We start from the raw sequence: 16,385 nt of genomic DNA on the forward strand, positions 1-16,385 counted from the left end.
GTCGTCACCAACAGCGCCGCGGCGCCGTCGGAGATCTGCGACGAGTTACCGGCATGGATGACGCCATCGGCCTGGAAGGCGGGTTTCAGCCCGGCCAGTTTCTCGACCGTGCTGCCGGGCCGGATGCCCTCGTCGGCGATCACCGTCCCGGAATCGGTTGCGACGGTGACGATCTGCTCCTCGAACGCGCCGCGGTCCTGAGCGGCGGCGGCCCGCTCGTGCGACAGCACCGAGAACTCATCGAGCCGGGTGCGGTCGAAACCCCATTTCTGCGCGATCAATTCGGCGGAGATGCCCTGGTTGAACGCGAAATTATCGTAGCGGGCAAGAGCTTTCGGGCCATAGGGCATGCCGTCGGCGCGCGCGGAACCCAGCGGCACCCGGCTCATCACCTCGACACCGCCCGCGACCACGACCTCCTGCGCACCGGATGCCACCGCCTGCGCGGCGAAGTCCAGGGCCTGCTGGCTGGATCCGCAGGCCCGATTCACCGTGGTGCCCGGAATGGTTTCCGGCCAGCCCGCGGCGAGCACCGCGTAGCGCCCGATATTGCTGGACTGGTCGCCGACCTGGGAGACACAACCCCAGATGACGTCGTCGATGACCGCCGGGTCGATGCCCGTGCGGCCCGCCAGCGCATTGAGCACGATCGCCGACAGATCGGCGGGATGCGTACCCGACAGTCCCCCATTGCGTTTGCCGATCGCGGTCCGCACCGCTCCGGCGATGACTACCTCACGCATCTGCTGTACTCCCCTGTTCGGACCGGTCCGCGTCGCGGACCGGTGGTCTGTGCACGGTCCAGCGACCGTCGAACTGCGGTTCTCGTTTCTCGGCGAAAGCCGCGAATGCCTCCGGGGCGTCCGAGGTGGCGAAATTGAGGCCCTGCGCGGCGGCCTCGCCGGCGAGTGCTTCGCGCAAGGTGTGGTCAACGCCCGCGTTGAGCAGTGCCTTCGTCTGCGCCAGCGCCACCGGCGGACCTGCCGCCAGCCGCGCGCCGAGATCGGTGACGTAGGCGTCGATTTCGTCTGCGGGAACCACCCAGGTCACCAGGTTCAGTTCCCGCGCCTGTTCGGCGTCGATCATCTCGCCCAGCAATGCCAACCGCTTGGCCTGTTGCAGCCCGACCAGTTTCGGTAGCAGCCACGAGCCGCCCAGATCCAGCGAAAGGCCGCGGCGGGTGAAGATCTGCGAGAAGCGGGATTCGGGCGTGGCGACCACCAGATCGCAGCCGAGCGCCAGATTCCATCCGGCGCCGACGGCAACGCCGCTGACCTTGGCGACCGTCGGCATCGGTAGTTCGTGCAGTAACAACGCCACATCGGTCAATGCCCGCATGCGATAGATCGGATGCCCGTTATCGGGCACCGAGATGTCGGCGCCGGAACAGAACGCGCCACCGGCTCCGGTGAGCACCAGTGCTCGCACGGTGCGATCGGCCGCGGCGGCCCGCAGCGCATCCGCCAGCGCCTGCCACAGTTCGGCATCGATCGCGTTCTTGCGATGTGGCCGATTCAGGGTCAGAATTCGTACGCCGTCACGATCCTCGGTCAGCAGCGAACTCAGCATGCCCGCTCCGCGGGTTGCCGGTATGCCGGACCGATTGCGCGCGCCGCGCGGAGTTCGGCGATTTCCGCACCGTCGCAGCCGATTTCGGATAACACGGCGTCGGTATGCTCGCCCAGTCCCGGGACTGCGCCCATGGGCGGATCGAATCCGTCGACAATGGCCGGTGGCAGCAGCGACGGGATCGGGCCGGATGGGGTGTCGATGCTGCGCCAGCGATCGCGGGCCGACAGCTGCGGGTGGGCGATGACCTCGCTGGGCAGATTGTAGCGCGAGTTGCCGATTCCGGCGGCGTCCGCGAGTTCCTGAATCCGCGCGAGATCGTGTCGGGCGCACCAGGATCCGATGGCCTCGTCGAGGATGTCGCGCCGCTTACAGCGGTCCGGATTGGTGCGCAGGCCCTCGTCGTCGGCCAGGTCGGGACGGTCGATGATGTCGCGGGCCAGCCGCTGCCATTCCCGATCGTTGGTGGTGCCGATCACCACGGTCTGTCCGTCCGCGGTGCGGTAGGCGCCATAGGGCGCGACGGCCGCCGAGCTCATGCCCAGCGGTTGCATATCGATTCCGGAGTGCCTGGCGTAGGTGAGGTGATAGCCCATCACATCGGCCATGGTGTCGAACAGGCTGACCGCGATCGTCGCGCCCGCATCGGATCCCCGACGCTGCCGTCCGCACAGCGACGCCAGAATCGACAGCGCCGCATACTGTCCCGTGATGACATCGGCCATCGGCGGGCCCGGTTTCGCCGGGGCATCCGGATATCCGGTGACCGCGCACACCCCCGATTCGGCCTGTACCAGCAGGTCGTAGGCGCGCTTGTGCGACAGCGGTCCGCCCGAGCCGAATCCGTCGATCGATACCGCGATGAGATCCGGGTGCCGCTCGGCCAGATCCGCCGGTGCGAGACCGAGCCGATCGGTCGCACCCGGCGCCAGATTCGATACCAGTACCTCGGCCCGATCCAGCAAGCGATGCAGAATCGCCACGCCCGCAGGTGTTTTCAGATCCAGCGTCACCGATTCCTTGCCCCGGTTGACCCAGACGAAATGCGCCGCCTGCCCCTCGACCACATCGTCGTAATACCGGGCGAAGTCGCCACCGTCCGGATTTTCGATCTTGATCACGCGGGCACCGAAATCGGCGAGTGTGCGGGTGCACATCGGCGCCGACACCGCCTGTTCCAAGGCGACGACGGTAATTCCCGCCAACGGTCCCGCTTGCGCCGTATCCGGCATCACATCACCATGCCGCCGTCCACCGGCAGCACCTGCCCGGTGACGAACGAGGCGGCGTCGGAGGCGAGGAAGACGAAGGCGCCGGCCACCTCCGCCGGATCGGCCCAGCGCCGCAACGGAATTCGGTTCAGCATCTGCGCCGCGAACTTGTCGCCGGTACGAATGGTCTCGGTCATCGGCGTGGCCGCCAGCGGCGCCAGTGCGTTCACCAGGATGTTCTTGCGCGCCAATTCGCGAGCAAGGGATTTGGTGATCCCGATGATGGCGGCCTTGGCCGCGGAGTAGTTGACCTGTCCCAGCGTGCCGACGAGCCCGGCCGACGAGGTGACGTTGATGATGCGCCCGGTGCCGTCGGTCGGCAGGTACGGCAAGGCCGCCTGCGAGCAGTTGAAGGTGCCCAGCGTGTGGATCTCGAACAGTCGCCGCATCGAGTCGACACCGGTATCGGCGAACATGTGCGGATCGGTGACCCCGGCGTTGTTCACCACGATATGCAGTGTGCCGCCGGCCAATTCGGCCGCCTTGGCCGCGGCGGCGTCGGCGGCCGCCCGATCGGACACGTCGAGGGCGAAACTAGCCGCGCTACCACCGTTTCCGGTGATCTTCTCGGCGACGGCCGCGGCCGCGTCCGCATCGACGTCGGTGACCAGCACCGCCGCGCCCTGCGCGGCGAGGGCCTGTGCCACCGCTGAGCCGATGCCGCCTGCCGCGCCGGTGACCATTGCGGCCCGCCCGGTCAGCTCGAAAAGTCCGTTCTTGGCTGCCATTCGGTAATTTCCTGCCTCTGCTAATAGCTTCTGGGTAGGCCCAATGTGTGGGAGCCCAGGTAGTTCAGAATCATTTCCTGGCTGATCGGGGCGATCCGCATGACGCGGGCCTCCCGGAAATAGCGGGATACGTTGTATTCCTCGGCGTAACCCATGCCGCCATGGGTCTGCAGCGCCCGGTCGGCGGCGGTGAATCCCGCGTCGGCGCACAGATATTTGGCGGTGTTCGCCTCACGCCCGCACGATTTTCCGTTGTCGTAGAGCCAGGTCGCCTTGCGCAGCACCAATTCCGCGGCATCCAGGTGGGCCAGCGAATCGGCCAGTGGGAATTGGATGCCCTGGTTCATGCCGATCGGCCTGCCGAATACCACCCGCTCCTTGGCGTATTTCGTGGCCCGATCCAGTGCGACCCGCCCCAGCCCGAGTGCCTCGGCGGCGATCAGCATGCGCTCGGGATTCAGGCCGTCGAGCAGATAGCGGAATCCCTTGCCCTCCTCCCCTACTCGGTCCTCGACCGGGATGCGCAGACCGTCGATGAACACCTCGTTGGAGGTGACGGCATTGCGGCCCATCTTCGCGATCGGCCGGATATCGACGTGCGCGCGATCGAGGTCGGTGAGGAACAGCGTCATGCCGTCGGTCTTCTTGGCGACCTCGTCGTAGCGCTGGGTGCGGGTCAGCAGCAGGATCTTCTCCGACTCCATCGCCTTGGAGATCCATACCTTGCGGCCGTTGACGACATAGTGGTCGCCATCGCGACGCGCGAAGGTGGTGATGTGGGTGGTGTCCAGGCCTGCACCGGGTTCGGTGACGCCGAAGCACACGTGCAGATCACCGGTGGCGATTCGCGGCAAGGTCCGCTGTTTCAATTCCGCGGACCCGTGTACGACCACCGGATGCATGCCGAAAATCGACATGTGGATCGAGCTGGCGGCATTCATACCACCGCCCGATCGGGACACCTCCTCGGCCAGCAGCGTGGCCTCGGTGATGCCCAGCCCGTGTCCGCCGTATTCCTCCGGGATGGTGATGCCCAGCCAGCCGCCCTCGGCGATGGCGTTGTAGAACTCGGTCGGGAATTCGTGCGCCTGGTCCTTTTCCATCCAGTACTGGTCGTCGAACTTGCGGCACAGTTCGGCGACCGTGCTGCGGATCAGCTGCTGATCCTCGGTGAGTTCGAAATTCATGCCACCGACGTTCGTGTCGTCGCGCACCGGCAACCCTTTCAGTCGGAGGCAGGCAGCGCTTTGGCGGCCTTGAGGGTCATCGCGGTCCCGTTGCAGGTCAGCTCGCCGGTGCCCGAACTGGTGCACAACAGCTCGACGGTCTCCGCGGCGTCGACATAGCGTTTCCCGATCAACGTGACCGCGTCCGCCCCAGCCGATTTCCCGGGCGGGGCCGCGGCCGCGGGCACCATGGGCGCGCCACCGCACGCGATTTCCGGCCGAGCGTCGGCGGGCGCCCGGACCACCACCACCCGCGTGCCGCATACGGTGCTGGCGAACTGTTCACCGGGACGAATCGGCGCCGTCATGGTGAATCTCCTTTCCACTCGGGCTGACCTCTCCAGTCATTACGCTCTCGCAATCAGAAAACTATATTCTCATTCTAGGAGAATCAACATCTGATCGGAAGATGAGCATGACCGAACAGCGACGAGCACGGGCGATCGCGATGACCGCCACCGAACGCGACGCCTTCCTGCAGAGCCAGCCGATCTGCCGGGTCGCCACCCTCGGCCCCGGCGGACACCCACATACGAGCCCACTGTGGTTCGCCTGGGACGGCACGGCCCTGTGGCTGAACTCGCTGGTGCGCAGCCAGCGGTGGACCGACATCACCCGCGATCCACGGATCAGCGCGATCGTCGACGACGGCGGGACCGACTTCCTGCAGCTGCGCGGCGTCGAACTGCGCGGACGCGCCGAAGTGGTCGGCGAAACGCCGCGTACCGGCACACCGGTCGAGGAGCTCACCGAACCGGAGCGGCTGTTCGCCGAGAAGTACATGGGCGGGCAGCCGTTTCGGTACGACGGCCGCCACGGCTGGCTGCGGCTGACGCCGGAACACGTCGTCAGCTGGGATTTCGCCCGGTTACAACCCCGACGTTGACTATCGCATCCGTCCATGGAAATCTAGTCTTCAGTTTTGGAGAATCTAATTCTCATGAGAGGAGGACAGGAATGCGTCTGCCGCCGTTGCCCGCGGAGCAATGGGACGACCGGACCCGCGACGCCTTCAAGGCGCTGCTGCCGCGCGCGATCCGCAATGCGGAAGGGGCAGGCCCCGCCATGGGACCGCTGGCCCGGCACCCGGACCTGACCGAGGCCTATCTCGGATTCAGCGTCTACCTGCTGTTCCGGTCCACGCTGCCGCCCCGGGTGCGCGAGTTGACGATCCTGCGGGTCGCCCACCGGCGCGGCTGTGCCTACGAGTGGGCCCATCATCTGCGGTTCGGCCAGGATGCCGGACTCACCCTCGACGAGATCGAGGCCGTCACCCGCGGTGAGGCCGCCGACGATTTCGACCGCCTCGTCCTCACCGCCGTCGACGAACTCGACGACAAATCCGAACTGTCCGACCAGACCTGGGCGGCACTTGCCGAACGACTCGATGAAAAGCAGCGCATGGACCTGGTTTTCACGGTCGGCGGCTACATCCTGCTGGCCATCGCGCTCAACACCTTCGGCGTACAGCCCGACCCTGAAAGGTAATCCCTTGCCACACTTCACCAAACCGACGGCGGGCAGCTGGACGGAGAACTATCCCGAGCTCGGCACCGAGATGGTCGACTTCACCGACTCGACCGATCCGCAGTTCTACAAGGACGAACAGGAAGCCATCTTCAAGAAGAGCTGGCTCAATGTCGGCCGGGTGGAGCGGTTGCCCCGCGTCGGCAGCTATTTCACCAGGGAGCTGGCCTGCGTCAACGCCTCGATGATCATCGTCAAGGACCACGATCAGCAGGTGCGGGCCTACTACAACATCTGCAGGCACCGCGGCAACAAACTGGTCTGGGACGACTTTCCCGGCGAGGAGACCGCGGGTAGCTGCCGACAGTTCACCTGCAAATATCACGCCTGGCGCTACAGCCTCGAGGGCGAGGCCACCTTCGTCCAGCAGGAGAAGGAATTCTTCGACCTCGACAAGAGCAAGTTCGGGCTCAAGGCCGTGCGCTGCGAGGTGTGGGAAGGCTTCATCTTCATCAACCTCGACGACGACGCCCAGCCGCTGGAGGGGTACCTCGGCGCATGGGCGAAAGGCCTGGAGGGCTACCCCTTCCATGAGATGACCGAGGTCTACAGCTACAAGGCCGAGATCGGCAGCAACTGGAAGTTGTTCATCGATGCCTTCGCCGAGTTCTACCACGCGCCGGTGCTGCATATGAAGCAGGCGGTCAAGGACGAGGCCGACAAGCTGCTCAATGTCGGCTTCGAGGCACTGCACTACGAGTGCTGGACCCCGCATTCGATGGTGTCCTCGTGGGGCGGTATGGCCCCGCCCAAGGACATCAATATGGTCAAGCCGATCGAGCGGGAGCTGCGCAGCGGCCTGTTCGGTCCGTGGGACCGACCCGATATCGATGGCCTGGATCCACTGCCGTCCGGTGTCAACCCCGCCGGCCACAAGGCCTGGGGCATCGACGAATTCGAGGTCTTCCCCAATTTCGGCATCCTCATCTGGGCACCGGGTTGGTACCTGACCTACCACTACTGGCCCACCGCGGTGAACAAGCACATCTTCGAGGCGAATCTGTACTTCGTGCCGTCGAAGAGCGCGCGGGAACGTCTCGGCAAGGAACTGGCGGCGGTCACTTTCAAGGAATACGCGCTGCAGGACGCCAACACCCTCGAAGCGACGCAGACCATGCTCGAGACCGGTGTGATCACCGAATTCCCGCTCAACGACCAGGAAGTGCTGCTGCGCCACCTGCACCTCACCGTTCAGAAGATCGTCAAGGAGTACCGCGATGCCCGAAACAACTGAGAAGGCGCTGCCCGCCGAATTCGCCGACCTGGACCGGTTTTCGGACTGGATCCTGGCCACCGAGCCCGAGCGCTACGCCAAGCGGCTGGCCTCCCCGATGGAGGAGATGCAGGACCTCTACGACACCGTTTTCCCGCGCCTGCAGGCGGCGCTGGACTACTGCGACAAGTTCGAGTGGTCCGAGCTGCCCGATGACGCCCGGCACCTGTTCCACCTGCTGCAGTCGTTGGTGATGGTGTCGTTCCCGATCGAGGTGTGGAAGCAGCCGCGGGTGCCCGACTCCGGCGCCGCCTACCTCGACGTGATCAAGGAGCCGGTGGTCTAACCCATGCTGACACTGAAGGCGGCCGGTCTACTCGATATCGACACCGGCGAGATAATCCGACCCGGCATCGTTCGCATCGACGGCGATCGGATCGTCGGCGTCGGCACGACCGCGGACGACGCCGACGAGGTCATCGATCTCGGTGATGTGGTGCTGCTGCCCGGCCTGATGGATATGGAGGTCAACCTCCTCATGGGCGGTCGCGGCGAGACCGGCCTGGCCTCCAGTGTGAAAGACGATCCGGCACTGCGCATGCTGCGTGCGGTGGGCAATGCCCGCCGCACGCTGCGGGCCGGTTTCACCACCGTGCGCAACCTCGGACTGTTCGTGAAGACCGGCGGCTACCTGCTGGATGTGGCGCTCGGCAAGGCGATCGACGCGGGCTGGATCGAGGGCCCGCGGATCGTCCCGGCGGGACACGCGATCACGCCGACCGGTGGCCACCTGGATCCGACCATGTTCTCCGCCTTCGCGCCCGACGTGCTGAAGCTGACCCTCGAGGAGGGCATCGCCAACGGCGTCGACGAGGTGCGCAAGGCGGTGCGGTACCAGATCAAGCACGGCGCGCAGCTGATCAAGATCTGCGTCTCCGGTGGCGTCATGTCGCTCACCGGAGCACCTGGGGCGCAGCACTATTCGGACGAGGAACTGCGCGCGATCGTCGACGAGGCGCACCGGCGCGGGCTCAAGGTCGCCGCCCACACGCATGGGGCGGAGGCGGTCAAACATGCCGTCGAGGCCGGAATCGACTGCATCGAGCACGGCTTCCTCATCGACGACGAGGCGATCAAGATGATGGTGGCGGCGGGTACCTGGTTGGTGCCGACCACCCGGCTCGCCGATGCGATGGATGTCTCCAAGGCGGATCCGGCATTGCAGGCCAAGGCCGCCGAGATGTTCCCGAAGGCCCGCACCTCGGTCCGGGCGGCCTACCAGGCCGGAGTGAAGATCGCCGTCGGCACCGATGCGCCGGCGATCCCGCACGGCCGCAACGCCGACGAGTTGGTGGCGCTGGTCGACCGCGGCATGAGCCCGATCGATGTCCTGCGCGCGGCCACCGTGCGCGCGGCCGAACTGATCGATGTCACCGACCGCGGACGGCTGGCCGAGGGACAGCTGGCCGACATCATCGGCGTGCCGGGAGATCCGTTGCGCGACATCACCGTCACCCAGAACGTGCGGTTCGTCATGAAAGGCGGCAAGGTCCATGTCCAGAAATGATGATCTGCTGGAGATCCAGCAGCTGCTGGCCCGCTACGCGGTGACGATCACCAAGGGCGATATCGATGGCCTGCTCGCGGTATTCACCCCCGACGGCACCTACAGCGCATTCGGCGACACCTATACCCTCGACCTGTTCCCGGAGCTTGTCGCGGCCGCGCCGAAGGGGCTGTTCCTCACGGGCACACCGGTTCTCGATATCGACGGTGACACCGCCGCGGGCACCCAGCCGCTGTGCTTCATCGACCACAGCACCCACGATATGCGCATCGGCTACTACACCGACAGCATCGTGCGAACCGAAGCGGGATGGCGGCTGAAGACGCGCCGGATGACCTTCATCCGCCGCAGCGGCGTGCACGATTCGGGCATCCCACACGCCTTCGAGAACACCCGCGGATGACCATGGACGTGTCCGAATTCCGGTCCGGTGTGCGGACCTGGCTGGACGAGCACGATCTGTCGCCCGGGCCGGATCATTCGCTGGACGGTCAGGTCGCCCAGTTGGCCCGCGTGCGGCGGGCTCTCTATGACGCAGACTGGATGCGCTACGGCTGGCCCGCCGAGATCGGCGGTCTCGGTGGGCCCGCCATGCTCCGCGCGATGCTCGGCGAGGAGGTCGCCACCCGTGACCTGGCCGAACCCGGACTCTATTCGATGGTCGAAGTGCTTGCGCCCACGATGATTTCGTATGCGCGCCCGGAGCTGGCGGCGGAAATGGTGCCGTTGCTGCTGTCGGGTCGCGAGCAGTGGTGCCAAGGTTTCTCGGAGCCGGGTTCGGGCAGCGACCTCGCTTCGCTGACGACGAAAGCCGTTGCCCGCGGCGATGATTGGGTGGTCAACGGCCAGAAGGTGTGGACAAGTCTGGCCCAGTTCTCGGCGCGCTGCGTCCTGCTGACCCGCACGGCCCCCGGACACGACGGGATCACCGCGTTCTTCCTCGATATGGACTCCCCCGGCATCACGGTGCGTCCGCTGCGCACCATGCACGGCGTCGACGAATTCGCGGAGGTGTATTTCGACGATGTCGTGGTGCCAGGCGACCGCATGCTCGGGCGGCCCGGCGATGGCTGGCGGGTCGCGATGGATCTGCTCCCGCACGAGCGCTCCACCTGCTTCTGGCACCGCGGCGCCTATCTGTTCACCCGGCTCGACCGCTTGACGGCCGCGGCCACGGTGGCCGACGATGCCGACCTCGGTGCCGCCTATCTGGCATTGCACACGTTGCGCTGCCGCTCGCGGCTGACCCAGCAGCGGTTGGCCGCCGGCGAACATCTCGGACCGGAAACTTCGATCGACAAGGTGCTGCTGGCCGGTGCCGAACAGCAACTGTTCGACACCATGCGCGATGTGCTGCCCGGTGCGGTAGAGCTGACCGATCCGGAATTGCGTACCGAATTCCTCTATTCGCGTGCGGCCACCATCTACGGCGGCACGGCCGAGATCCAGCGCAATATCATCGCGCGCCGTCTGCTCGACCTGGGCAAGGAGTAAGTCGTGACCAGCATCGATACCGATACCGCCGAGCTCGAACTGCTCACCGATACGCTGCGCAAGACGATGACGGCGACATCGGGTCAGCAACTCGATCAGGCGCTGACCGACCTCGGCTGGCCCGACCTGCTCACCGAAATGCCCGATGTGGCAATACCTCTGGTGTTCCGCCTGCTCGGCGAGACCGGCGCGCACGCGCCACTGCTCAACGATGTCATCGCCCACACCGCCGGTACGTCCCTCGGGGCCACGTACCCGCTGCCGTTCGCGGGCGGGTCGTGGGTCGTCTGGGAGCGTGCCGATCGGCCCGGCACCACGGTGGACGAGGAACTCCCCCTGCACCCGGTGCGGACCGGAACCGCTGTCGGGGTGGCGGCCGGTCGTCATGCCCTGGCCTGGTGGCTGCTCGGCAGCAGCCGCGCCATGCTGTCGCTGGCCCGCCGACATGCCTTGGACCGCAAGCAATTCGGCCGTCCCGTCGCGTCGTTCCAAGCGATCCGACACCGCCTCGCCGAGACGCTGGTCGCCATCGAAGGCGCCGAAGCCACCCTCACGGCCGCCGACGACGAGTTCGGCGCGCTGCTGGCCAAGGCCGCCGCCGGGCGCGCGGCACTGATCGCGGCTCGACACTGTCAGCAGACACTCGGCGGTATCGGCTTCACCGCCGAACACGACCTACAGCGGCATATCCGCCGCGTCTTGATCCTGGACGGATTATTCGGCAGCACACGGGAACTCACCCGCGAGGCCGGCACCCGTATCCGCACCGCGGGCGCGGCACCGCGCCTGGTTCACCTGTAGATCCGAACCGCAAACTCCGAGGCGCCCGCCATGAAATTCGCTCCAACCGCGATCGGCTATCTCCGCAGCGATGTGTCCGGAATACGGCAGGGGTGGGACGAAACCCAGATCCGTAGCCTAGCCGGGCGTCTCGGCTACAACCTCACCAAAACCGTTGCCTTCAGCGCCAAGACCGACAATCCGGTGGCACAACTGGTCGCCCTGGCCCGGAAGATGAACGCGGACGCGGTGATCGCGCCCGGCCTGATCCACTTCGGCGGTGTGATACCGCCCGAACTGGACCAGGTCACGGCCGTGATCACCGTGGTATCGGACATTGCCTGAGGTTCCGGCGCACCGGCTACTGCATCTTTTGCTTCATCTCGTCCAGATGCGCCAGAATCGGCAGACCAGCGTGACTGAGGGCATTGCCGTGGCCGGTCTGGTGCACATCGAACACCGATTGGATGGCGGCGTAGAAGCCCTGTATGTCCAGCGTTTGATTCACCGCACGCTTGGCCTGACGCAGCCCGAACGGAGGCATTTCGGCGATCTGGCGGGCCAGCGCGGTGGTCTGCGCATCCAACTCCGCACGCGGCACCACCTTGTTCACCATGCCGACCTGCTCGGCCTCGCGCGCGGTGACCGGACGCCCGGTGAACAGGATCTCCTTGGCCTTGCGCGGCCCCAATTCCCAGGTGTGCCCGTGATATTCGACGCCGCCGATACCCATCAGCACGACCGGATCGGAGAAGAGCGCGTCCTCGGCGGCGACAATGAGATCGCACGGCCAACACAGCAGCAGGCCACCGGAAATACAGCGCCCCTGCACCGCGGCGATGGACGGTTTCGGCACATTCCGCCAGCGCAGCGAATACTCCAGATACCGGCGCGATTCGACGTTGTAGATCATGTCCAGGGTGATCTTGTCCGGTAGCGGCCCGCCCGAACGCAGATCATGACCGGAGGAGAAATGCTTGCCTTCGGCCCGCAGGACGATCACCGATACGTCGTCGTCGGCCGCCGCCCGAGCCCATGCCGCATCGAGTTCGTCCAGCAGCTCACCGTTCTGGGCGTTCGCGACCTCGGGACGATTCAGGGTGATGGTCGCGATCTTATCGGCGACGGCGTAGAGAATATGCATTGCGAACTCCGCTACCTGGGCAGTCCGAGCACCCGCTCGGCGACGATATTGCGCTGAATTTCGGAGGTGCCGCCGGCGATGGTTCCGGCGAAGCTGCGGACGTACCGCTCGAACCAACTGCTGATGAAATTGTCATTGTTCAGCGGGTTGAACGGCGCGGTCATCGCCGGATGGATCAGGCCGTCGGGGCCCTGCGCGGACAGCGCCTGTTCCGAACCGTTCTGCACCGCCTCTGATCCGAGCAGTTTCAGCACCGACAGCGCGGCCACGTCCTGTTGTCCCCGCGCCTCGCGCGCCAGCGCCGCCGACCCGAGCAACCGCAGTGCCTGAGCATCCATGACCAGCGTCGCGTAACGGTCGCGATCGAGGACGGTACGCGGGTGGAAGTCCTCGATCAGCTCCTGCAGCCGGTCGGCGAAACTGAGCCACAGCAGCGTGCGCTCATGTCCGAGCGAACCGTTGGCCACGCCCCAGCCGCCGTGCAGCGGGCCGACCAGATTTTCCGCGGGCACCCGGACGTCCTCGAAGAACACCTCGTTGAAGTCCAGATCGTGCGGTCCACAGATGGAGGCGAACGGTCGCCGGGTCACGCCGGGCGTATCGGTGGGGATCAGCAGCACGCTGATGCCCTTGTGCTTGGGCGCATCCGGATCGGTGCGCACGAAGGTGAGCAGTACGTCGGCGTCGTGTGCACCGGAGGTCCATACCTTCTGCCCGTTGACCACGAAATGATCGCCGTCGCGCACGGCGCGGGTGCGCAGCCCGGCCAGATCCGAACCGGCACCCGGTTCGCTCATGCCGAGCGCCGCGGTGATCTCGGCACGCAAAATCCTTGCCGCCCAATGCTTCTTCTGCTCCGCACTGCCGAACGACAGCAGCGAGGCGGCGATGATGCCGAGCCCCTGCGGATTGAAGCTGTGATAGATGCGCCGCTTGGACAGCTCCTCCAAATGCACATACTGCTGCAGGATTCCGGCATTGCGGCCACCGAATTCCGGTGGGTTGCCTGGCAGCAACCAGCCGTGGTCGAACTGCAGCCGCTGCCATTCCCGCGCCCACGGCGGGACCTCCGCACTGGAGACCGGCCGATCCCGGGCGGCCACCGCCTCGTCGGGCATGAATTCGGTGAGGAAGGCGATGAATTCGGCCCGGAACTCCTCGACCTCGGTGTCAAAAGTCAGTCGCACGGTACTCCTCGGCGATCAGCGCCCGGTGCTCGGCCGCGCCGCCGAGCAACAGCTCACCGGCTTTGGCCCGCTTGAGCGCGAACTGCAGGTCGTTTTCCCAGGTAAAGCTCATGGCGCCGAACAACTGCATACCGCGGCCGAACACCTGCGACTGGCATTCGCCTGCCGCGGCCTTGGCCATCGACGCGGCCAGCCGACGCCGCGGATCGTTCTCCCGGATCGTCATCGCCGCGAAATACGCCAGGGCGCGGGCTCTTTCGATCGCGATGTGCATATCGGCGGCCTTGTGTTTGACCGCCTGGAACGAGCCGATCGGCACGCCGAACTGCTGTCGACTGCGTACATGCTCGAGCGCCATGTCCAGTACCCGTCGACACGCGCCGACCATGGTCAGCGCCATCCCGGTCGTGGCCAGGTGGCGCGCGGGCTGCGGATCGACGCGCAGGTAGCGATCGTCCGGAACCCGCACCTCGACAAAGCTCACTTCGGCGATATGCAGCACCGGGTCGAATACGGCTGCACGCCGCACGGTGACGTCATCGGCGGGCACCACGAACACACCGGCCTCGGTCGTGACAGCCAACTGCCGCGCCCGATCGCCGTCGAGCACATGACGCGCGGTACCGCTCAGCAGCCAGCCATCCCGGTCGCGCACTGCCGACACCCCGTCGTACACCGCGGCGCCCGGCTCACCCTGGCGCACGAAATCCGGTGCGAGCGGCGCGAATTGGGTCATGGTGGCCAGATACGGGGTCGGGTCGGTGGCCCGCCCCAACTCCTCCAGCACGATCGCCAGTTCCACCGCGTCGGCCGGGTCGGTCAGCTCCATCCAGCCCAGCTCCGCATAGGTACGCCACAGCCCCTCCGGATCCGCGCCCTTATCGGCAACCTCGCGGATCAGGGTCGGTGGACACTGCTTGGCGACCACCTCGCGGACGGTTTGCTGCCACAGAAGTTGATCGGAGTCGAACTCCAAAAGCATCCTGCCTGCCTCCTTGCCACTCCGGCACACTCCAGAGCCGAGAATATCATTCTCCAGTTCGGAAAGTAAGAGTCTCGCATTTGTTCGCTGACACAGCGTCCAGCCAACACGGAGACATCCGATTCTCCGGTACAGTGCATCCATGTTCTCTCTACATGACCGAGGACCGGAGCGCCGGTGACCAGCCCGAGCGAAGAGCCAGCCTGGAAGCAGCGCGCCGTCGAGCGCTCGTTACGGACCGCGAAATTGCGCGCCGAACAGCGCGTTCAGCGCTTCCTCGACGCAGCGCAGGCCATCATCACCGAGAAGGGCAGCACCGACTTCACCGTGCAGGAAGTCGTCGATCGTTCACGCCAGTCGCTGCGGAGTTTCTATCTGCAGTTCGACGGCAAGCACGAGCTGCTGCTCGCCCTCTTCGAAGACGCACTCGTGCGAACCGCCGACCAGTTGCACGCCGCCGCCGATGCCAAGGCCGATCCACTGGAGCGGCTGCAGGTCACCGTCGAACTGCTGTTCGAGTTGTCCCGGCCTGATCCGGCCGCGCAGCGTCCGCTGTTCACCGACTTCGCGCCACAGCTGCTCGTCTCGCATCCGGCGCAGGTCAAGGTCGCGCACGCACCGCTGCTCGCGCTGTTCACCGAGCTGATGGAGCAGGCCAAAGACGCCGATCAGCTGCGCTCGGACGCGAACCCGCGGCGGACCGCGGCGATGGTCATGCAGACGGTCATGTTCATCGCCCAGTCCACCGGCGGCACCGACGAGGAGACCGTGCACCCGCTGACCGCGACCGAGGTCTGGAACTTCTGCGCACACGGCTTCACCAAGGATTGAGAATATTATTCTCACTCAAAGAGAGTTTCACTTACACTCGGGGGCATGCCCGACCTCTGGAATGATCTTCTCGGCTGTCTCGACCTGACCGCTCGGCCGTCCCTCGACGACGAATCCGTCTTCGAGGGACGCAACCAGCAGCTCGAGTACTACCGCGTCTTCGGCGGGCAATTGCTGGGACAGTTCATCCGCGCGGCCGATCTGACCTGCCCGGAGAAATCGGTCAAGTCGCTGCACGCACTGTTCGCCCGCGAGGGCAGGACCGATGAGCCGATCCGCTATCGGGTGCGCCGACATCACGAAGGCCGCTCCTTCGCCACCGTGACCATCGTCGCCGAGCAGAGCTACGGGGTCGTGGCAACCGCATCGGTGTCGCTGCACGCGGCGGCGCAGGGACCGGAGCACCAGAGCGTGCCCGCCGCTCCCCCGCTGCTGAGCGCCGAGCACAAGGTGACGTGGGACCTGCTGCCCTGGGAAACCCGATCCGCCGTCGATCTCGACGACACCGCCTCCGCCCCACCGGAATTCGAGTTCTGGATGCGCACACCGGACGTCGATCCGCAGCTGGCCCCGGCGATCATCGCCTACGCCACCGATCTCAATCTCATCGGCACCGCACTGCGACCGATCGCGGGTGTGTGTCAGCGTGGCAACGGCACCGCATTCCATTCGGCCGTGACCTCGCACAGCGTGTGGTTCCACCGTCCGTTGCGCACCGATGATTGGCTGCTGCTGCGCCAGCACAGCCCGCTCATAGCGGGCAGCCGCTGTTTCGGCCGCGGCGATGTGCTGACCGAGAACGGCCGGCTGGTCGCCTCCTACGCGCAAGAAGCCATGGTGCGCTTCCCATCCGAGGTCGGGTGAAC

20 protein-coding genes are annotated in these 16,385 nt (G+C 65.9%); 11 read left to right on the forward strand and 9 right to left on the reverse strand.

The window, feature by feature from the left end; translation table 11 throughout:
- From ON44_RS41025 to ON44_RS41050, 6 genes are all read right to left on the reverse strand, one after another.
- Nucleotides 1-743: thiolase family protein (locus ON44_RS41025; RefSeq protein WP_040700281.1), on the reverse strand; the 743-nt coding region annotated here is incomplete at its 3' end.
- Nucleotides 736-1,569, reverse strand: coding sequence for an enoyl-CoA hydratase/isomerase family protein (locus ON44_RS41030; RefSeq protein WP_040700283.1), 834 nt, complete (start codon nt 1,567-1,569; stop codon nt 736-738). The genes ON44_RS41030 and ON44_RS41025, both read right to left, overlap by 8 nt.
- Nucleotides 1,563-2,801 (reverse strand): CaiB/BaiF CoA transferase family protein, encoded by a 1,239-nt coding sequence (locus ON44_RS41035; protein ID WP_040700284.1) that lies wholly within the window; start codon nt 2,799-2,801, stop codon nt 1,563-1,565. The genes ON44_RS41030 and ON44_RS41035 overlap by 7 nt, the downstream gene beginning before the upstream one ends.
- A complete protein-coding gene (locus ON44_RS41040) occupies nt 2,801-3,568 on the reverse strand; it encodes an SDR family NAD(P)-dependent oxidoreductase (protein WP_040700286.1) in 768 nt (255 codons plus the stop codon). The genes ON44_RS41035 and ON44_RS41040 overlap by 1 nt, the downstream gene beginning before the upstream one ends.
- A 20-nt stretch (nt 3,569-3,588) precedes the next feature.
- A complete protein-coding gene (locus tag ON44_RS41045; protein ID WP_040700356.1) occupies nt 3,589-4,755 on the reverse strand; it encodes an acyl-CoA dehydrogenase family protein in 1,167 nt (388 codons plus the stop codon).
- A gap of 38 nt (nt 4,756-4,793) precedes the next feature.
- The gene (locus ON44_RS41050; RefSeq protein ID WP_040700287.1) at nt 4,794-5,102 is read right to left on the reverse strand and encodes a hypothetical protein; all 309 of its coding nucleotides are present in this window, start codon (nt 5,100-5,102) and stop codon (nt 4,794-4,796) included.
- A gap of 107 nt (nt 5,103-5,209) precedes the next feature.
- On the opposite strand from ON44_RS41050, the gene ON44_RS41055 reads away from it, so the two are divergent.
- From ON44_RS41055 to ON44_RS41095, 9 genes are all read left to right on the forward strand, one after another.
- On the forward strand, nt 5,210-5,680 hold the full coding sequence (locus ON44_RS41055) for a pyridoxamine 5'-phosphate oxidase family protein (RefSeq protein WP_040700357.1): 471 nt from the start codon (nt 5,210-5,212) through the stop codon (nt 5,678-5,680).
- Nucleotides 5,681-5,751: 71 nt separating this feature from the next.
- Complete coding sequence (locus tag ON44_RS41060) at nt 5,752-6,282, forward strand: carboxymuconolactone decarboxylase family protein (protein ID WP_040700288.1); 531 nt, start codon at nt 5,752-5,754, stop codon at nt 6,280-6,282.
- Nucleotides 6,283-6,286: 4 nt separating this feature from the next.
- Nucleotides 6,287-7,555 carry an aromatic ring-hydroxylating oxygenase subunit alpha gene (locus ON44_RS41065; protein WP_040700289.1) on the forward strand — a complete coding sequence of 423 codons (1,269 nt, stop codon included), beginning with the start codon at nt 6,287-6,289 and terminating at the stop codon, nt 7,553-7,555.
- The gene (locus tag ON44_RS41070; RefSeq protein ID WP_040700290.1) at nt 7,539-7,880 is read left to right on the forward strand and encodes a hypothetical protein; all 342 of its coding nucleotides are present in this window, start codon (nt 7,539-7,541) and stop codon (nt 7,878-7,880) included. The genes ON44_RS41065 and ON44_RS41070 overlap by 17 nt, the downstream gene beginning before the upstream one ends.
- A gap of 3 nt (nt 7,881-7,883) precedes the next feature.
- Nucleotides 7,884-9,101 carry a metal-dependent hydrolase family protein gene (locus tag ON44_RS41075; protein WP_040700291.1) on the forward strand — a complete coding sequence of 406 codons (1,218 nt, stop codon included), beginning with the start codon at nt 7,884-7,886 and terminating at the stop codon, nt 9,099-9,101.
- On the forward strand, nt 9,088-9,504 hold the full coding sequence (locus ON44_RS41080; protein ID WP_040700292.1) for a nuclear transport factor 2 family protein: 417 nt from the start codon (nt 9,088-9,090) through the stop codon (nt 9,502-9,504). Before ON44_RS41075 ends, ON44_RS41080 begins: the two co-directional genes overlap by 14 nt.
- A 2-nt stretch (nt 9,505-9,506) precedes the next feature.
- Nucleotides 9,507-10,595 carry an acyl-CoA dehydrogenase family protein gene (locus ON44_RS41085; protein WP_040700293.1) on the forward strand — a complete coding sequence of 363 codons (1,089 nt, stop codon included), beginning with the start codon at nt 9,507-9,509 and terminating at the stop codon, nt 10,593-10,595.
- 66 nt (nt 10,596-10,661) lie between these two features.
- Nucleotides 10,662-11,396, forward strand: a complete 735-nt coding sequence (locus tag ON44_RS41090) for an acyl-CoA dehydrogenase family protein (protein WP_083898489.1) — start codon at nt 10,662-10,664, stop codon at nt 11,394-11,396.
- Nucleotides 11,397-11,426: 30 nt separating this feature from the next.
- A complete protein-coding gene (locus ON44_RS41095; protein WP_051183168.1) occupies nt 11,427-11,720 on the forward strand; it encodes a hypothetical protein in 294 nt (97 codons plus the stop codon).
- Nucleotides 11,721-11,736: 16 nt separating this feature from the next.
- Here ON44_RS41095 and ON44_RS41100 read toward each other — a convergent pair whose 3' ends face one another.
- From ON44_RS41100 to ON44_RS41110, 3 genes are read right to left on the reverse strand one after another with little or no spacing between them, the layout of a single operon-like run.
- Nucleotides 11,737-12,519, reverse strand: coding sequence for an enoyl-CoA hydratase (locus ON44_RS41100; RefSeq protein ID WP_040700295.1), 783 nt, complete (start codon nt 12,517-12,519; stop codon nt 11,737-11,739).
- Between the two features lie 11 nt (nt 12,520-12,530).
- Nucleotides 12,531-13,706: an acyl-CoA dehydrogenase family protein gene (locus tag ON44_RS41105; protein ID WP_040700297.1), complete on the reverse strand. Its 1,176-nt coding sequence runs from the start codon at nt 13,704-13,706 to the stop codon at nt 12,531-12,533.
- Nucleotides 13,690-14,688, reverse strand: coding sequence for an acyl-CoA dehydrogenase family protein (locus tag ON44_RS41110; RefSeq protein ID WP_040700299.1), 999 nt, complete (start codon nt 14,686-14,688; stop codon nt 13,690-13,692). The genes ON44_RS41105 and ON44_RS41110 overlap by 17 nt, the downstream gene beginning before the upstream one ends.
- A 177-nt stretch (nt 14,689-14,865) precedes the next feature.
- Between ON44_RS41110 and ON44_RS41115 the strand changes: the two genes are divergently transcribed.
- Nucleotides 14,866-15,519 carry a TetR/AcrR family transcriptional regulator gene (locus ON44_RS41115; protein WP_040700300.1) on the forward strand — a complete coding sequence of 218 codons (654 nt, stop codon included), beginning with the start codon at nt 14,866-14,868 and terminating at the stop codon, nt 15,517-15,519.
- Nucleotides 15,520-15,564: 45 nt separating this feature from the next.
- Nucleotides 15,565-16,383 (forward strand): acyl-CoA thioesterase, encoded by an 819-nt coding sequence (locus ON44_RS41120; protein WP_040700301.1) that lies wholly within the window; start codon nt 15,565-15,567, stop codon nt 16,381-16,383.
- Nucleotides 16,384-16,385 lie beyond the last annotated feature (2 nt).

Origin of the sequence: Nocardia vinacea NBRC 16497 (assembly GCF_000308835.1) — a bacterium.
GTDB classification, from domain to species: Bacteria; Actinomycetota; Actinomycetes; order Mycobacteriales; family Mycobacteriaceae; genus Nocardia; species Nocardia vinacea.

Coding starts and splice junctions, on each gene's coding strand:
- ON44_RS41055 (WP_040700357.1), top strand. CDS start 5,210: ATGACCGAACAGCGACGAGCACGGGCGATCGCGATGACCGCCACCGAA.
- ON44_RS41075 (WP_040700291.1), top strand. CDS start 7,884: ATGCTGACACTGAAGGCGGCCGGTCTACTCGATATCGACACCGGCGAG.
- ON44_RS41095 (WP_051183168.1), top strand. CDS start 11,427: ATGAAATTCGCTCCAACCGCGATCGGCTATCTCCGCAGCGATGTGTCC.
- ON44_RS41080 (WP_040700292.1), top strand. CDS start 9,088: ATGTCCAGAAATGATGATCTGCTGGAGATCCAGCAGCTGCTGGCCCGC.
- ON44_RS41040 (WP_040700286.1), bottom strand. CDS start 3,568: ATGGCAGCCAAGAACGGACTTTTCGAGCTGACCGGGCGGGCCGCAATG.
- ON44_RS41090 (WP_083898489.1), top strand. CDS start 10,662: ATGACGGCGACATCGGGTCAGCAACTCGATCAGGCGCTGACCGACCTC.
- ON44_RS41045 (WP_040700356.1), bottom strand. CDS start 4,755: ATGAATTTCGAACTCACCGAGGATCAGCAGCTGATCCGCAGCACGGTC.
- ON44_RS41035 (WP_040700284.1), bottom strand. CDS start 2,801: ATGCCGGATACGGCGCAAGCGGGACCGTTGGCGGGAATTACCGTCGTC.
- ON44_RS41050 (WP_040700287.1), bottom strand. CDS start 5,102: ATGACGGCGCCGATTCGTCCCGGTGAACAGTTCGCCAGCACCGTATGC.
- ON44_RS41110 (WP_040700299.1), bottom strand. CDS start 14,688: ATGCTTTTGGAGTTCGACTCCGATCAACTTCTGTGGCAGCAAACCGTC.
- ON44_RS41120 (WP_040700301.1), top strand. CDS start 15,565: ATGCCCGACCTCTGGAATGATCTTCTCGGCTGTCTCGACCTGACCGCT.
- ON44_RS41070 (WP_040700290.1), top strand. CDS start 7,539: ATGCCCGAAACAACTGAGAAGGCGCTGCCCGCCGAATTCGCCGACCTG.
- ON44_RS41100 (WP_040700295.1), bottom strand. CDS start 12,519: ATGCATATTCTCTACGCCGTCGCCGATAAGATCGCGACCATCACCCTG.
- ON44_RS41060 (WP_040700288.1), top strand. CDS start 5,752: ATGCGTCTGCCGCCGTTGCCCGCGGAGCAATGGGACGACCGGACCCGC.
- ON44_RS41085 (WP_040700293.1), top strand. CDS start 9,507: ATGGACGTGTCCGAATTCCGGTCCGGTGTGCGGACCTGGCTGGACGAG.
- ON44_RS41030 (WP_040700283.1), bottom strand. CDS start 1,569: ATGCTGAGTTCGCTGCTGACCGAGGATCGTGACGGCGTACGAATTCTG.